The 16,230-nt window shown below is 39.6% G+C and carries 14 protein-coding genes; 1 reads left to right on the top strand and 13 read right to left on the bottom strand.

All coding sequences use genetic code 11. The features are described from left to right. Nucleotides 1–4: 4 nt before the first annotated feature. Nucleotides 5–1,636 (bottom strand): OstA-like protein, encoded by a 1,632-nt coding sequence (locus ACO05G_RS12120; protein ID WP_421763026.1) that lies wholly within the window; start codon nucleotides 1,634–1,636, stop codon nucleotides 5–7. A 24-nt stretch (nucleotides 1,637–1,660) separates the two neighbouring features. On the opposite strand from ACO05G_RS12120, the gene tilS reads away from it, so the two are divergent. Beyond that, on the top strand, nucleotides 1,661–2,965 hold the full coding sequence (gene tilS / locus ACO05G_RS12115) for a tRNA lysidine(34) synthetase TilS (RefSeq protein WP_421763025.1): 1,305 nt from the start codon (nucleotides 1,661–1,663) through the stop codon (nucleotides 2,963–2,965). A gap of 34 nt (nucleotides 2,966–2,999) precedes the next feature. Here tilS and ACO05G_RS12110 read toward each other — a convergent pair whose 3' ends face one another. From ACO05G_RS12110 to ACO05G_RS12055, 12 genes are all read right to left on the bottom strand, one after another. Next, a complete protein-coding gene (locus tag ACO05G_RS12110) occupies nucleotides 3,000–4,853 on the bottom strand; it encodes a cation:proton antiporter (protein WP_421763024.1) in 1,854 nt (617 codons plus the stop codon). A gap of 91 nt (nucleotides 4,854–4,944) precedes the next feature. Then, nucleotides 4,945–6,660 carry a tetratricopeptide repeat-containing sensor histidine kinase gene (locus tag ACO05G_RS12105; protein ID WP_421763023.1) on the bottom strand — a complete coding sequence of 572 codons (1,716 nt, stop codon included), beginning with the start codon at nucleotides 6,658–6,660 and terminating at the stop codon, nucleotides 4,945–4,947. A gap of 5 nt (nucleotides 6,661–6,665) precedes the next feature. After that, nucleotides 6,666–8,384 carry an OmpL47-type beta-barrel domain-containing protein gene (locus ACO05G_RS12100; protein ID WP_421763022.1) on the bottom strand — a complete coding sequence of 573 codons (1,719 nt, stop codon included), beginning with the start codon at nucleotides 8,382–8,384 and terminating at the stop codon, nucleotides 6,666–6,668. 129 nt (nucleotides 8,385–8,513) lie between these two features. Then, entirely contained in the window at nucleotides 8,514–8,708 is a 195-nt protein-coding gene (locus tag ACO05G_RS12095) for a YwbE family protein (RefSeq protein ID WP_421763021.1), read from the bottom strand. Further along, complete coding sequence (locus tag ACO05G_RS12090) at nucleotides 8,708–8,947, bottom strand: CBU_0592 family membrane protein (protein ID WP_348283713.1); 240 nt, start codon at nucleotides 8,945–8,947, stop codon at nucleotides 8,708–8,710. Before ACO05G_RS12090 ends, ACO05G_RS12095 begins: the two co-directional genes overlap by 1 nt. Nucleotides 8,948–8,995: 48 nt before the next feature. Continuing rightward, entirely contained in the window at nucleotides 8,996–11,572 is a 2,577-nt protein-coding gene (locus ACO05G_RS12085; protein WP_421763020.1) for an ABC transporter permease, read from the bottom strand. Beyond that, nucleotides 11,559–11,888, bottom strand: a complete 330-nt coding sequence (locus ACO05G_RS12080; RefSeq protein ID WP_421763019.1) for a PadR family transcriptional regulator — start codon at nucleotides 11,886–11,888, stop codon at nucleotides 11,559–11,561. The genes ACO05G_RS12085 and ACO05G_RS12080 overlap by 14 nt, the downstream gene beginning before the upstream one ends. A 121-nt stretch (nucleotides 11,889–12,009) precedes the next feature. Beyond that, nucleotides 12,010–12,456, bottom strand: a complete 447-nt coding sequence (locus ACO05G_RS12075; RefSeq protein ID WP_421763018.1) for a YHS domain-containing (seleno)protein — start codon at nucleotides 12,454–12,456, stop codon at nucleotides 12,010–12,012. 11 nt (nucleotides 12,457–12,467) lie between these two features. Next, a complete protein-coding gene (locus ACO05G_RS12070; RefSeq protein WP_421763017.1) occupies nucleotides 12,468–12,809 on the bottom strand; it encodes a hypothetical protein in 342 nt (113 codons plus the stop codon). A gap of 66 nt (nucleotides 12,810–12,875) precedes the next feature. Next, nucleotides 12,876–13,832 carry an AraC family transcriptional regulator gene (locus ACO05G_RS12065; protein ID WP_421763016.1) on the bottom strand — a complete coding sequence of 319 codons (957 nt, stop codon included), beginning with the start codon at nucleotides 13,830–13,832 and terminating at the stop codon, nucleotides 12,876–12,878. Between the two features lie 127 nt (nucleotides 13,833–13,959). Beyond that, a complete protein-coding gene (locus ACO05G_RS12060) occupies nucleotides 13,960–14,478 on the bottom strand; it encodes a DinB family protein (RefSeq protein ID WP_421763015.1) in 519 nt (172 codons plus the stop codon). A 208-nt stretch (nucleotides 14,479–14,686) separates the two neighbouring features. Continuing rightward, nucleotides 14,687–16,225 carry an NFACT RNA binding domain-containing protein gene (locus ACO05G_RS12055; RefSeq protein ID WP_421763014.1) on the bottom strand — a complete coding sequence of 513 codons (1,539 nt, stop codon included), beginning with the start codon at nucleotides 16,223–16,225 and terminating at the stop codon, nucleotides 14,687–14,689. Between the last annotated feature and the right edge of the window lie 5 nt (nucleotides 16,226–16,230).

Raw genomic sequence — 16,230 nt, 5'->3', positions numbered from 1 at the left:
GTTATTAACCATCCTCTTTAATGGTTTTTAACATTTTGTCACGCTTTGGAGCGCCTCCCTCCAGATTAATTTTCTGCGAAGGGACGGAATTAGTAGAATCACTATCTTCTTTAGGTCTTACCCACATATCCGTAAAGAGGTCTTTTAGTTCAGGCCTTTCTTCTCCTCTCCATTGAAATCCTTCCAGCTTTTGGAGAGCCCCCGTGAGCTCGTGCGGAGGTATGAATCTGGCTTCCGGTTTGATGTAAAAAGTAATATTTTCTAATTCTTCATCTTTAAATCTGATAGTCATATCACTACACAGAATGCGATTCATCCCGAGTGTAATGATGTCATTGGGGTCATCATCATCAAGTACATAATAGATACTTTCACCGTTACCGTTTACATAGATCCGATCAATTTTCGATTTTTCAAAGTGGGCCTTCATGGTTCGACCCTTAATTTGATTGTAATTGGTAAGGGTATCTTCAGTGGCTAAAAAAGCCTTCTGTAACAAGGTCATTGACTTAATTTCTTTCTCAGTTACCTCCATGGAGATGGTATCACCTTCTAATTGATTTTTTAGATTCCAAAAGATTGGATCCTCATAAAAGAAAAGCAGTGAATCCTGCAGGAAATAAGCCGCAGAGTCTGCCAGTCCTTGCAGGTTTTTTTTCCAGATTCTCACGTTATTGTAGGCCAATATTCGTTTGGCGGAATCATAATCACTTTCAATAGAGACCAGGGTATCTGCAGCTAAATAAAGTGTATCCCTTTCAAGAAATCGCCTCATCAGGGCATTTCCATAGACTTTACTGATTCCATTGCCTTTATCTGCAAATCCATAATCTCCTGTGATCACTACCTCATCTTCTTTGGAAGTCAATTTCACATTTCCTTTTGCATCATAGTATTTCTTTAAATCATCGAAGGAGAGTTGATCTCCTTCCATGTAATAATCTGTCGTTTCAATCGTCCCCTCAATAAATTCAGATTGCTCAATCCGTGTTCTGAATGTTCCCCCTTTAGAGTGGAGGATAGATTCATCTTCAGTAATGATGGTGGTTTTTCCTTCTGTTATGGCAATTTTTGGAACCGTATTGTATCGGAGGGTATCTGATTTGAGGGTGTAATCGGGCGCAACTAAAACGACATTGGTCCAAAACAATGCGTATTTCTGCAGTCCATAATAGTATCCGGTTTCACTGGTCAGGACGTTTACTGAATCTTTAAGCTTTCCTCCGTTGTAATAATTTCCAACCTCGGTATCCATGTTGTAATCCAGGAAATTGGTGGTTAACCGTTGATCAGCTTTGGTATAGACCACATTTTGACGAAGTTTTGCGGTTCTATCCTGGCCATTGTAGATAAGTGAGCGTGCGGTAATTGTGACCGAGTCATCTATGATTTTCACATTGCCAAAAGCTTCCATCACATTATCCTTCACGTAGTAATAAGAGCTGTCGCAGTACATGGTGGTTGTTTCCTGAGCGAAAACAACGTTACCGATTAGTCGTCTTATTTTTTCTCCGTTTTTTCGAAATTCAAATAAATCCTCAGCTTTGTATTTAATTCTATCCACCTTCTGTGCCTGAATGGACAGAGTGTTGAATAGAATGGTTAAAAAAAATGTGGTTTGGACTAACTTCCGCATTGTGCAAAATTAACTGATCAAGTTGTGCATTCTTTACAAAAACAGTTCCATGATTTCATTCTTTCCAATCACCTGGTAAAAAAGGGTGAAAAAATACTCCTGGCTGTCAGTGGAGGATTGGATTCAATGGTAATGGCGCATTTGTTCCTGAAGGAAGAAATACCTTTTGCTATCGCACATTGCAATTTTGGATTGCGAGGTGAGGAGTCTGATGATGACGAAGCTTTTGTATTGGATTGGGCAGATCAGCACAATGTGAATTGCTACGTAAAGGGGTTTGATCTCAGCAGTGGTTCTATACAACTTGCAGCGAGAAATGCGAGATACAGTTGGTTTAACGAACTGGTATTGGAACATCATTTTGATAAAATCGCTACGGCCCACCATTTAAATGATTCACTGGAGACGTTATTGCTCAACCTTTCCAGAGGTACAGGGATTAAAGGAGTTTCTGGCATAGTGATAAAAAATAATCAAATTATAAGGCCCTTGTTGTTCGCTGAAAAGCAAAGGTTGTATGACTATGCGATGGATAATGATTTGGATTGGAGAGAAGATTCCAGCAATCAGAAAGTTGATTATGATAGAAATCTTCTTCGACATGATGTTATCCCTGATTTCCTAAAACTTAATCCATCCATGTTTAAAACGTTTGGTCTTACTCTTGAGCGGTTGACACATGCGTCTGATATAGTTCATCAGCAAGTAAATGAACTAAAAGCCCGGCATTTAACTGTTGAAGGAAGCGGCTATAGGCTGAATTTAGAATGGATTAATAAACCTTCTGATGAGTTAATGCTTGCTGAACTGCTGGCCCCTTATGGAGTGAATTATGTAACAGCTAAAGATATATTTGAAGCTCGTGGGAAGTCGGGTAAGAGTTTTCCTGTTAAAGACTGGTTAATCACATTAGACAGAGATGTGATCTATATTGATCAGGCGGGTGAAGAGAAGAAAGTAGAAGTATCGATTGGTTCCGCTGGGGAATACGGCTTAAATGGTGGAAGAATTTTGGTGGAGCAAATTACGAAAAAGGATGTGGTGTTTGGAGATGCTGATGTTGCACATTTTGATGCAGACAAACTTAGATATCCGTTTGTGATTAGATCGTGGGAAAATGGAGATCGATTTCAGCCGTTGGGGATGAAAGGGGAGAAAAAAGTCAGCGACTATTTGATAGATGAAAAAATACCACTGGCATCAAAGAAAAAGGTGCTGGTTATTGAATGCAATGGTAAAATTGCCTGGGTTGTTGGAATGCGTATAGCAGACAATTTTAAGCTTACAGAAGCAAGTTCCAGTGTTATTAAATTAACCTTTTATGGATAGCGCTAGAATGGTTTCAATTATACCATTAGTGTTGTTACCCCTCTAAAATATTTCTAAAATCAGTAAGGGCGTTGGTGTTTCCAATCACAGTCATCACATCGCCGAGAAGTAGATGGGTATCTCCATGAGGGATAAAAATTTCTTCTTTTCTACGCTGAATTACAAGTGATCCAGAAGGAGGGAAAGCGATCTCTTTTACGAGCTTTCTATGAAGATCTTTTTTTGTAATTTGAATTTCTTCGACGCGATAGATTCCAAAACTCTCTTGTACTGTTCCGACCGAATGCGGTCTTGTTACCATTGCTTCAATGTGACTTGCAAGTACTTCATCATGATCGACTATTTTCAGATCCCCTTGAGGATCAATCAGGTCATGTGATGCGGCCTGTTTTCTTGTAATAAGTTTGGTATGCTTTAAATCATTCTTGATATAACGTGTTATTTCCAAATTCAAAATACGCGATTCCATTAGTACGATAACCAGGTCTTTCGGCCTGAAATGAAGGGTATTTAGGAATTCAGGATCAATTTTCTCAACGTCGACATGCTTGATTCCTTTTTTATCAAACTCATGAACAATATCCTTATTTTGAAGGTAAGTGATGGAGGACGAGTCATGCATGTTTAGCCGCTCTGCCAGAAATAGACTTGCTCTGCTACCGCCAAAGATGTAAATCCCATGATGTTCTTCTTTTTGATCGCTAAACATCTGGTAGATAAATGGTGAGATCAAACTTACGATAATCGAGGAGGCGACAATTCCCGCGTTATCTGCCGTCGTAATTACACCTAATGACAACCCGACCTGAGCGGTTGCAATAGTTAAACCCATTCTTGCGGAATTAAGAAACCCACCGGCAATTGCTCGCTTGATTCCAAAAATCCGGGTCATGATCAGGGACGGTGTGATTTGAATGAAGTAAAAACTAAAAACCAACGTTAGGATCAAAGGAATGGACTCCTGAAAATTACTGAGCGCGGATAGGTCAAGATTCACACCCACCATGATGAAGAAAATAGGAATGAAAAAGCCGTAACTCATCCCATCCAGCTTGAATAGCAATGCTGATCGCTCTTTACTGACAAACATGCTGAGAAGCACTCCGGCGAAGAATGCCCCCATAACGTACTCGGTATCGATGAGGTGAGCAACTACTACAAATAGTAGCAGCAACGTCACTGCACCGCGTACTCTGATCTGACTGGCAGCATGCTCAAGGGTGTAAAGTAGTTTCTGAAAAGCTCTGACTTTAAGCAGTTTTTTGCCCAGTATATAGGTCACTACAAAAACCACGAAAATAACAGAGAAGAGCAAGAGCTCTACCTGAAATCCGTTTTTAAGCACGCCGGAATAAACAGAGATCAAAATGATACTCATTACGGTGGCGATTGCCCCTTGCATCAATAAAACCTGACCGAATCTACGGGTTAATTCTCCCTCTGCTTTAAGAATAGGTACCGTAATACTCACAGCCACTGTGGGTAAAATGAGTGTGTAAAAAACGATATCGATTTCGATAAATTGATTGATCAACAATGCCATAGGTAGTGAGAGGATCAAAGATCCAAAATAGATGATGATGGCCATGATAAGGGTATTGCTTACCAGATCAAAGGCCTTTAATTTGCGAGGGAAGGACGAAATGATCTTGTTGATGTCAATTTCAAGTCCGGCAAGAAAAATAAGTATAAGGAATCCGGTTTGGGCAAGAAAGTCCATATAGGCGGTCTCTTCCATCAAATCCAATACATACGGGCCAATTACGACCCCTAATACGATTTTGACGACAACTGCCGGCACTTTGGAAATTTCCAGCCATGAAAGCAGGAGTGGTACCAGCCATGCAATGATGAAGATGATAAATAGAGGTTGATAATTTAAATCCATAGCTGGGAATGCGGTGAAGTCGAACCTCCAGAGTAGGTAAAATAGTGAAAGAAATGATACCTATATCAATATCTTCACGAAGTATTACAATTTAATTCTCCCAGCGGGGTAAGGTCATATAGAAAGTAGTGCCTTTTCCAACTTCACTCTCGCATCGTATCTCTCCTTTCATGGCCTCCATGTACTTCTGCGAAATCGTTAATCCCAGGCCTGTCGACTCTAAGTCGCCATTCTTAAGTGGTCTGAAAGTCTCGAATAAGTAGGTAAGATCTTCCTTATCCATACCCGGGCCTTCGTCCTTCACAAAGATTTCATAGGACCCATTGCTACTATTTGCTCCTAGGTAGATCGTTGACTTTTCAGGAGAATATTTTACCGCATTGTACAGGACATTTTCAATTGCCTGAGTTAGGTAGATTTTGTCCCCTCGAATAAAAGAATTTTCTGGAATCTGAGAGAGATCGAAGGTTATGTTCTTTTTTGATGCAGCCAGGTTTTGTGATTCCGCATTATCTTCAAGCACATCTTTAATTAAGAGTTTTTCTTCAACCACGTTTAGTTTTCGGCTTTCAATAGCTCCCGCATCGAGGATTTTATGCACCATGTCCCTGTATCCTTGCGAAGACTTTTTCAACACACCTACCAAATGATTGAAATCTTCCGGTAGCTTATCTTCAAACTGCTCCAAAATTTGAGATAATGAACTTAGATCATTGATCGGTTTTTTCAGGTCGTGAGCAACCATGCTCATCATCATGTTCTTCTCTTTGTTTACAGCAGACAGTTCTTCATTTTTGATGGATAGATAGCTTCCTTGCTTCTCAATCTCTTCTTTTTGCTGGCTGATCTTATGGTTCTGCTCTGCCAGAAGAATATTTTTCTTTTTCTTTTGCCGGTACTGGATGTAGAGAATTACGAGAAAAGTAAGCGTAAGTCCGATAATAGTGATTAGTCCATTACGGAGCAGGCGTTCTTTTTCAAGCTGGGTTTGCTGCTCTCTAAGCGTGACTTCATTCAGTTTAAGCTGAAGTCTTTGTCTTTCTGCAATTTCATTGGCACGCTGTAAAGAATCCTGGGCGGCTTGTAATTTGAAGTTACTGTTTACGAGTTCCCGATCAGTTTTTGCTTTTTCCGTGGCAATTTGAGCTACTTTTTGCTGTGATTCGGATTGAATTTTTTTGGCTTGTTCATCACGCAGGAATTTATCTACTGTAGAATAAAGATCGAAGTATTCAATAGACTTTTCAGATTGCCCCATGGACTGATAGCATTCGTAAAGGATACCGTAGCATCTCTTTGTCATGTTTATATCTTCAAGTTCCTGTGCAACATCCAGAGCCTCCAGTGCCAGGTCAATGGCTTCCTGATTTTTGCCTAAACTTTGACTCACAGATGCGGCATTGATAAGGCCGGAAAGAATAAAATTCTTTTGTTTTAACTCTTTGGCAAGTGTGATGCCCTGGTTAAAGGCTGTAAGCGCATCCTCATATTGTTCATTATCAATTCGAACAAGTCCTAAGTTGAAGTATGCACTCTTAACACCATTCTTATTGCCTACTTTCTTATTGTTTTCAATGGATTGTTCAAAAAATGAAATGGCTTTATCAAATTTTCGATTGTTCCAATAGATGTAGGCTATTTTACCACAAACACCAGCGGCATTATCAAATTTAGCTTCATCGAGTGCTTTTTGAAGCGCTTCCTCGTAATGTGCAATCTGCTCGGAAGCTTCATTATTCAAATCTTGAGCAACCATGCATGTAACTATGCAAGAGAAAAAAAGATATAAATATGCGATTCTTGTCATACTCATCATTCAATATAGAATGCAATTTCTTCCTGATTTTCATTACCAAGCTTATCCAAAACCAATACATTAATTCTGTAGAGCCTGTTTTTCTTGAAATTCTCGATTAAACTTCTGTAAGGTAGCATAGTACCGCCATTTACCTGATAGCTAATCTTGTCTAGTCCGGCACCCTTGTCTGTCGAGGAAAGGAACAACACCACATGCGGTGGATATACATTTACAGTTTCACCTTCGATGATCTTCGTTTTGTTGCTGTTTATACTGAATCTGTTGAAAACTTCAGGGCCTTCATTGTCTACCATACAAATCATGCTTTCGGTGCTCGAATTGGATAAGTTATCATATCCATTATAGGTGATGGTATGAAATCCTCCGGACTCGATGCTAAATGGCTCTGCGTAGGTGCTTGAAGCACCATTATCGATTTGGTAATCAATTTCTTTAAAACCTGAATCGTCATCTGAACCCTTCAAACTAATCGTGGTTGCTTTTGAAATGTAAATCGTGTCTTTGACTGTAAATGAGGGTCCTGCTACTGAATGTCCGAGTTTTGGACCTGCTAGATCTACATAGCTTAGGAGGTTGTTTTTATCCGAAAATTCTGCACTTCTCACTCGGTTGTTCACCTTGTCCATGACCAATACCTCAATATTGAGGTTTCCAGCCTCAGTCAAATAAAACGGACTTTCATACAGTTTAAATTCTCCACCGTTGACGGAATATCTAATTTCTTTAACGCCAGCTTTATTGTCCATTGCGACTAGCTTAAGCTTGGTTCTTCCCGAATAGTACTCTTTGCCATTGGCGATGAACGTATTACCGATAATTTCATCAATGACTCTTGGTGCGGACTTGTCCAAATAAAAGGTGTAGGATTTCTTTTCCTCATTGTTGTCTACATCATCCACTGCGAAGTAGGTTACCGTATGCTCGCCTTCGCTGAGATTCGTAATTGCAATGGGATTTAAATACACATAGGTCTTTCCCTCATCAATCGTGTAAAATATCTTGCTGTTAGTTGAAGAATTGTCTTTTGCTTCTAAAAGTATTGTTGATCGTGCAGATAGTACATCCTCTGATTTATCACCTTCGACATTGAGTGCGCTTACAGGCGCAGAGTTATCAATTAATAGATTTACAGTCGAAATTTCTTCAACATTACCTACATTATCTACCGAGTAATATGCAATAGCACTGGACTTTTCGTCATTAAAAGCTAATGGACTGGTATATTTCTCAAAAGGCCCATTATCCACTGAGTAATAGATTGCTTCTATGCCTGAGGTTTCGTCGATTGCGGAGAAGCTCACCTTTCCTGCTTTCATTACAATTTGTTCACCGACTCTGGCCAATTTCTCTGAATCAAAATCAATGGCAGTTTTGGGTGGCTTACTATCTGCATAAAGTTCAAATATGACTTCTGCTTTGGGGTAAACAACCTTTTTGGTTTCAGGGTCCACTTGCCATGGAGAACGGATGGTATTATAACCTTCAGAATCGAGATACATGGGGCTACTATAAGCCGGATTTTTACCATCCAGTATCTCACGATCACTACCGTCTGGCGTTGAAGAAACGCTTAAGTAAACAGGCAGGTCTTTGTTTACAAAAACTTTACCTTCCTCGTCTTTGAATATCTTCTTCTTGTGTCTCGAATCTTGTGCAAGCAATTCAAACGAAAGTAAGGCTAGTATTGATAAAGTCAGGATCCTGATGCTCATGGAAAATGGTTATTTTGGTTAATATTTTCACTAATATATACCGTGAACCAGCCTACAGTTTTTTTTATAAGACGGATTGGAAGACCACATCGACCAATAAGCAAATAAAACGACCAATGGATTTCTTCTTTACTCTAAAACCTGCTTAACTCTTCCGACAATTCCGTCTTCTAACATGACTTTGATGCCATGAGGGTGTGTTGGCGATTTCGTAAGTATCCGCTTGACAATCCCTTCTGTGAGCTCACCTGATCGCTGGTGATGCTTTTGTACAACAGCTACTTCAGTGCCTACTTGAATATCGCTTCTTTTGGTTCCGTCCATCAGGCCTTTACTCTCATTTGTACCAACTTGAAAGCTGAAAATACGACCCACACAAAATTGACTGCCACAAAAGGGAATGCGCCATTCATGTAGGCGTTGTAAAGGAGCAAAAGTGAGCCGATTAAATTGAGAAGGAGGTAGGCATTGGATTCAGCATGGATTTTCTGAAAAAGATTCAGAGCGAATCCGATAAGTAAACAGCCGGCTCCCAGCCACCCGATGAGTTCTAATGTAGACATAGTTGAATTAGTTGTCTGGCGAAAGTAGGGAGCTTTAATGAAATTTGCTTACTCGTCCTTGAGGTATTGTACGGGATTGGTCTTCACTACTTTAAAAACTTGAGAAACAATGGCAATTAAGGCGATGGTGATAGTGATAACAATCGTGACTCCAATGATGCCAGCACCAAAGTTTACATGATAGGGATAATTTTCAAGCCACTTGTTTATCAGGATATGCCCAATAATTAACCCACCTGTCAATCCCAAAGAAATAATAATAAGGAATCGCTTGGTGAATACTTTGTATAAGTTTCCAGGAGATGCCCCAAGCACTTTTCGAATACTGATTTCTTTGAGTCGTATGTTGAGCTGAAGACCTACGATTCCCAACAGTCCCATAGATGCTAAAAATATGGAAACGAAACAACCAGTTGCAAGCAGTTGCATCATACGATTTTCCTGTCTGTAGGCACTCATATATTCTTCTTCCAGGAAGCTAAAATCGAATGGAAATGGATCGAAATGCTTTGCCCAGACCACATCAAATTTTTCTTGATTAAAAACGGTACCGTTACTGATTTTGAGATAAACTGATTGTAACGGGCTGACCGGAGCTTTATAGATCACAAGAGGATCTACTAAATTTTTGACTGATTCAAAATGATAATCCTCGACAACTCCAATAATTTTCGGATTGATCAAATCACCGTATTCGAAAGATACGATTTCACCAATGGGATTTTTGAGACCCATTTTTGAGACAAACGTCTCATTTACCAAAATCGCTTGAGTTTCATCTGTACCAATTTTAGGATCAAAATTTCTACCTAGTACAAGGTTGATATCTAACAGATTCAATAGGTCATTGTGAATACGCAGGTGGCGAACATCAAATTGATTTTCTCCTTTAATGCGCGTGCCATTGTAGCTGGAAATAGCAGCCACACTCGCCACCTCTGGCATCTGCGACAGTTCTCGCACAAAAGGTGTGATCTGACTTTCTTCTGCTTGGATATAGTCCATGTAAATCACATTCTTATAATTGATTTTGGTATCAAATGAGGTTAGATACTTGATCTGATTGTTCATGGTGAGCATTCCGGCTACCAATACAGTAGAGATAATAAACTGAAGCCCAAGCAGTGATTGAGTAATCCATTTGCCTGACTTGATTTTCTGTTCACCTTTTAAGCTTTTAATGATTTTGAATCTCGAAAGCACAGACGCTGGATACACTCCGCTGATGAATGCCACTCCGATCAAAATCCCAATAGCACCTAATATAAAGTTCCAGTCGGCTAGATATGAGAGACTGTAATTCTTGTTTACAAATGATGAAAAACCGGGCAGCAGAAACATCATAAGAACGAGTGCAAGACCACCTGAGAGGAGCGAAGAAATAAAGGATTCTGTAATCAGTTGGCTAAATATTCCGCCTTTTTCTGCGCCAATAACTTTTCGGAGAGCTACTTCCCTGGCTCTATTGATATAAAGCGAAATGTTAAAATTGGAATAGTTGATCATAGATATGATAAGGCAGAAAAAACCAATTCCGACAAAAAGGCGAATCATAGTAGTACTTCCGCCACGTGAAATTCCGTTGTAGTGACCATAGTCGTCATTTAGGTGAATCTCAGCAATAGGCTGAAGTTTTAGAATAACAAAGCCATCCTCACTATCTGGCTCATTCTCCTGATGAAGTAGGTTCATCTTTTCCTGAGCACTTGAAAGTGATGATACATTTTTTAGTTTTACCAAAGAGTTCATGTTGATGTCAAACCATGTGGTGAGTCTTCTTTCGGGAGCATTTGTAAGGTAGTTGCTGTAAGACATGATAAGGTCCCTTCGGATCGAAGTGTTTTCTGGGATATCCTGATAAACACCTCGTACTATAAAGTCTTCAAACTCCTTCCCTCTAATCAGCGAAATAATAGCACCGACCGCTTTGCCTCTCAGGTCTAATTTACCAGCCAGTTTTTCAGAAATAATGATATCGTTGGGCTGATCAAAAGTTGATGGCGTACCTTCCAGGAATTTTAAATCCAGAATTTTGACCATTTCTAAATCTGCCATGATAAATGATTGACCGATGGTTTCTTCACCTTTTCTTATCAAACCATAATCAGACTTGAATCGCGCGATACTTTCTATCTCGGGGATTTTCTCCTCAAATTGAACAGACATGAAATTGGAGCTTCCACCGATGTAGTGAATGTCGTCTCCACGCCTAAAGTCTGACACGATTCGATAAAGTCGTTCGTGATCCGGAAGGTGCTTGTCAAAGCTCAATTCATCATTGCCATATAGATATGCAAGCCAGCAGAATGATATACCGAGAGCAAGGCCAAGGATATTCAGACTTGAGTAGAGTTTATTTTTTTTGAGAAATCTCCATCCTGTTTTGACATAGTTTTGGTACATCATAAGGTATTGATTTAGATAGTTAGTAGGTTTCAGTGTTGAAAAACGAAGCGATCGAATTACTTCGAAAACAAAAAGCAGTCTGGCACGAAAGATGCCTTTCTTTTCAGCTCTCCAATAAAAGGCTTCATGCAAATCTCCCTGAATCTCCTCCAGCAGGTGGGAAACACAAAGTCTTTGGATCAGCCAATCGGCCCATTTTGGAGGATTAGACTTGGACATATTCAAGCGATGGTTTGGTCACTCCATTCCAAAGACGAACCTTAACGTCATTCAACTCGCTTACTATCTGGTACGCTGTGGTTGTTGCCCAGTAGATGCGTTTTCGTCTACCCCCTCTTTCGGCAGTAGGCTCACCAAATTTCGACTTTACCCAGCCTTTCTTCTCCATGCGTTTTAGCACAACATGTATAGCTGGGATAGAAATGTTTTTGCTTAGTGCATCCTCGTATTCTTTTGCGATATCTACACTGTTGATTTTCTCATTGCGTAGCAAAATCATCAATACAATTTCTTCAAGTGATCCAATCGATTCCATTAGATTAATAAATGTTTAAGTTATCAATACGAATATCATTAATAAATGTTTAAGTAATTAAAAAAAAAGGACGAAATTGCTTTCGCCCTTAACATTCAACCATAATTAAAGCCCGGAGAAACTACATTGATTTTAGTTTCTTCCAGTTTTCATTGGCATTTTTCACCATGTTGTTATGCCCTTTTTCATTCCAAACCTGTTTGGCGTCCACTTCGATGCTGTTTAGAAACAGGTAGTATTTTCCATCTTTTACCACAAACTTGTTTGGATCTACTCTGAATTTTGCACCTATTGCTATTCCGGTTGCACACCAGCCTCCATATTGAGGTTGGTATTTTTCGGGGTTTGCGTCGAATGATTTTTTTTGATCTGCTGAAGTAAAAAAGTATTTCACTCCATCTACCTCCGATACATACTCTTTTGAGCCACGCTGAGCTAACTGTAAATCAAGGTACGAGACAGGGCTATACCCACCCAGGGCGATCTTGCTATCATCGATGTTATATTCTTGTGCTGATACTGCCAAGGCACAAAATGCCATTAGGAAAGTTGCTATGATGTTTTTCATTTTTTTCGATTTTAGTTTTGGAAATATGTTTCGTTTACTACTAAGCCATTCTGCCATTTCCGGCGAATCACCTCGTGCCATTTAATTTCACTTCCGTCCTTCATATTGAAATGAAATAGGAATTCTGACATGCTTATATCGTCCCTGATCGAGCTGTTTAACAGAGAGATTTCATTTACCTGCGCGATACTGCCGACAAATCCGGTCAGCTTTTGTACCGCTTGTTCCCGAGTAGTCGTCTCTGATCCGTCCACGTCTCGGGTTTGAGCCTCTTCGCTAAAGAATTTGGCTACTGCCTGAGGAATCTCTCCTCTCAGTACCATGTTGTCCATTTGTGTTACTAATTCTTGCATTGTTTTATAGTTTATTGACAATGCAAAGCAAGTGTGAGGAGGTGCCAGCGTGTTTACAAAAAATACCTATTCAATGGTACTTTTTACCACTTCGGATGGGGTTTGATGGGTATGGTGTTTGAAAAAATTTGAAAAATGGCTGATTTCTTCAAAGCCAAGTCCAAAAGCTACTGAACCAACAGCGTGTCCTTCCTTCAAAAGTGATTTCGATTTTGAGATTAATGCGGTTTCAATGTGTTTCTTAGCGCCCTTTCCAGTGGCGGATTTTACAAGTCGACTTAAGCTTTTGGATGTCAGGTTTAATTGATTTGCATAAAATACAACCTGATGTTCTTTGTCTACATACTGTTTGAGCAGAGACTTGAAATCGTTAAGAATCTTTTTTTCACGAGGTTTATCCGTTATCTGCTCAATAAACTCTCTAGGCGAAAGAGTGGTGTTGTTTCTGAAAAACCTACAGAAGTAGGCTGTATCCTTAAACCCTAATGCGTACGATGTTTCCTTTATCGAGCCCCCCGATTCGAAAAGTGTTTGCCTGGCCTGATTAATAAGTTTATGATTCTTCCATTGAAAAAGCGTGAGGTTGAGTTTTTCCTTTGAAAGCTGCTGTATTTCTGAGTATGAAAGGATTTTATTTTTTATATCCAATGCTGCTTCAACATTTTTATCAAGCCATTCATTCGTGTCAAAAAGCATTTCCAGCTCTTCTTCATTCGTATTAAAAGGGTTTAAGCTTTTCCATTTTTTATTTGAGTAATCAAGTATTTCCTGACTCTGAGTTACCTTTATTTTTTCGTCTGCTTCAACATGACCTACTGAAAGCACGCGGGAGAAGAGGTAGCGATAATTTTTTGGAGATTTGGGATTAACCTGAAAGCACTTAGTGTCAGTACTTGTGAGAATAAACTGGTCAGCTGGAACAAAAACAGCAGATTCGTTTTCAAAGTAGTGCGATTGAAAATTCAATTCGAAGGAGGAATTCTCCGGTACGAGAAAAATAGCGGGGGCTTTAGTCCTCTCCATAGATATGAAATTACGAGGAGCACTGTTTTAATTTACGGAAACGACGCTATTCTCAATAGAAATGTCTTATGAACGTCAAAAAACTAGTAGGCACAACGAGACGTATTTTATGGCTCCTTGTTTTTGCTTACTGGTTCAAATACTTCGTTTTAATAAAGTTGCAATGATGTATGTTGTGACCAATCATTGCAAAACCAAGCGTCCTGGCTGTATAGGGTTGTTTATTGGCAGTTCCTTTAAAATCTAACATTTCGGGTTTAATATTTCTATAAATCCAAATTGTTGAATTTCGAACGGCTAGATATTCTTCTTGTAAGTCAGACAGCTTTACATCGGTTTGCTTTACTTTTTCTATGTAGTCATTTTCTTCTACACCTGATAATTCTGTCTCGTCAAATCGTGAAAACCGAAAAGCTCTATACGCGAAGATTCTTTCCATATCTATTATATGTCGAAAGACTTCCTTAATGGTCCATTTGTTTGACAGGTAGGAATAGTTTTCTAATTCAGGAGAAATTAATTCAAAAACGTTGAGGGTTAATTCTTTGCTTTTTTCAAATTCCGAAAACAAATCATCTGATTGTATTAAATCGAAATAATAACCGCAATATTCAGGTGCGTCTTTATAAATGGTCTTATTGTTCATACAATCTTTCTTGGATCAATTTATAGCTATATAACGGCAAGGTTTGTATGGTGTCGTTTATGAAGAGAATAACGATCATGTAAACGCCACAAACCCGTGCAAAACATTATTTTTATGCAGTTCATGACGTTCAAGCGGAAAAATTAAGGATTTGAGAATTAATTGGCGAGTGGAGACGAACAAAATGCTCGATTTTTAGCTGTGCATCTCATTGATCCAGCGATTTTGGCTCAACCATGACCACTTCTTCTTTCTCTACAATTACCTGCCCGGCTGGGGATCCTTTCATCTTACGCACAAACTTCTTTTCTGTGTAAATCACCGGGCACAAGGTGTCCGTTTTCCGTTTGGAATTAGCCGCAGCTAAAGCCGCCGCTTTTTCAATGATATGAGCAGGGTAGTTCTGTCCGGGTTGCTGTCGTATCACAACATGTGAGCCAGCCACGTCTTTAGCGTGAAGCCACAGGTCGTTTTTGTTGGCCACCTTTAGGGTTAACTCATCGTTCGCTTTGGCATTTTTGCCCAATAGAATCTGCCACCCGTCTACTTCGAAGGAATGATAGGGGAGGTTTTCTGTTTTGACTTTTTCCTTTTGTGTCAGACCATGATCTTTGAAATACCTTCTCAGTTCTTTGGTGTCTGCTATTTCCTGAATGTGAAGAATTTGCCGGCTCAGTTTATCAATTAGTTTTTCTTTAGCTGCAATGTTTTCTTGCAGCGCATTGATTTCCTGATGCCTGTTTTTGGCTTTTCTATATAGATTTTCTGCATTTTTTTGAGGACTCAGTTCTCGGTTGAGCTTAATTTCAATTGGCTGATCGGTATAAAAATCGTGGAGTACCGCTTTGGTCAACCCTGTTTGCAGACTGTGGAGGTTTGCCATGAGGATGTTGGCTAGTTCTTCCGGACTTCTCGAATTTTCAACTTGGGCCAGCTTACTACGTGTTTTCGAAATGTAATTCTCGGATTTTTTGATTCGCTGTTTGAGTTTGGAGATACCGTCAGCCTTTTCTTTCTCAAAGTAAAAACTTCGAACGGTCTTGTTATAGAGCCAATTTGTTGCTGCAATTGCACGCTCTGCTTTTTCTGTGCTTTGCTTCACAAGACTAATAGCCGGACCATCATGCAGGAAAATTGGATTTATGTCGAGTTTACTTAGCAATTCCTGAAAGTGGATCCATTTCTCCCGGTCTATTAGCTCATAAAAACCAGTTTCCTCGAGATACATTTTCACTTCTTTTCCCAGTGCCGGAATTAACTCAATCGGATTGCATCCATGAGCCACAAATTGTTGCTGGGAAATCTCAATGTCCTTATGCAAATCCGCCGGATTAATCTCTAAATCCTGGCTGAGATTTTTTCTGAAAATACTGTTCACCTCACCATTCTTCAGATAGAGTATGTTGGCCCTGCGTGCATGCATTTTAAAGATCAACGCTTCATCTGCAAATAGGATCTGAAAAGATCTTTCAAATCGAAAGACCTCAACCTTGGTGACGGTTTTGTCAAGTAATTGAGGAAATAGGTCGACGCTGTTTTTTCCAGCCCGTGCAAATTGCTCCGGAAAGGAGAGAAGCGAAACATTTGGATCCAGGTTGGCTCGGATGTAGAACTCCCGATCTTTATCTCCAAATCCAAGAATGAGCTCGTCCTTATTTTGTGAGAAACATTCGAGCAACGCCAATCCTTTTAGCTCTTTTTCCAGTTGCGGAGCAAGCCTTTTTAGAAAAAAATAGTTATGAAACATACCAA

Origin of the sequence: Ekhidna sp., from assembly GCF_965227465.1 — a bacterium.
Lineage (GTDB): Bacteria > Bacteroidota > Bacteroidia > Cytophagales > Cyclobacteriaceae > Ekhidna.
The sequence above is the reverse complement of the archived record's forward strand: the minus strand, read 5'-3'. Positions and strand labels throughout refer to the sequence as shown.

Coding starts and splice junctions, on each gene's coding strand:
- ACO05G_RS12075 (WP_421763018.1), bottom strand. CDS start 12,456: ATGAAAAACATCATAGCAACTTTCCTAATGGCATTTTGTGCCTTGGCA.
- ACO05G_RS12060 (WP_421763015.1), bottom strand. CDS start 14,478: ATGAACAATAAGACCATTTATAAAGACGCACCTGAATATTGCGGTTAT.
- ACO05G_RS12120 (WP_421763026.1), bottom strand. CDS start 1,636: ATGCGGAAGTTAGTCCAAACCACATTTTTTTTAACCATTCTATTCAAC.
- ACO05G_RS12085 (WP_421763020.1), bottom strand. CDS start 11,572: ATGTCCAAGTCTAATCCTCCAAAATGGGCCGATTGGCTGATCCAAAGA.
- ACO05G_RS12080 (WP_421763019.1), bottom strand. CDS start 11,888: ATGGAATCGATTGGATCACTTGAAGAAATTGTATTGATGATTTTGCTA.
- ACO05G_RS12090 (WP_348283713.1), bottom strand. CDS start 8,947: ATGTCTACATTAGAACTCATCGGGTGGCTGGGAGCCGGCTGTTTACTT.
- ACO05G_RS12065 (WP_421763016.1), bottom strand. CDS start 13,832: ATGGAGAGGACTAAAGCCCCCGCTATTTTTCTCGTACCGGAGAATTCC.
- ACO05G_RS12110 (WP_421763024.1), bottom strand. CDS start 4,853: ATGGATTTAAATTATCAACCTCTATTTATCATCTTCATCATTGCATGG.
- ACO05G_RS12070 (WP_421763017.1), bottom strand. CDS start 12,809: ATGCAAGAATTAGTAACACAAATGGACAACATGGTACTGAGAGGAGAG.
- ACO05G_RS12055 (WP_421763014.1), bottom strand. CDS start 16,225: ATGTTTCATAACTATTTTTTTCTAAAAAGGCTTGCTCCGCAACTGGAA.
- ACO05G_RS12100 (WP_421763022.1), bottom strand. CDS start 8,384: ATGAGCATCAGGATCCTGACTTTATCAATACTAGCCTTACTTTCGTTT.
- ACO05G_RS12105 (WP_421763023.1), bottom strand. CDS start 6,660: ATGACAAGAATCGCATATTTATATCTTTTTTTCTCTTGCATAGTTACA.
- ACO05G_RS12095 (WP_421763021.1), bottom strand. CDS start 8,708: ATGGACGGAACCAAAAGAAGCGATATTCAAGTAGGCACTGAAGTAGCT.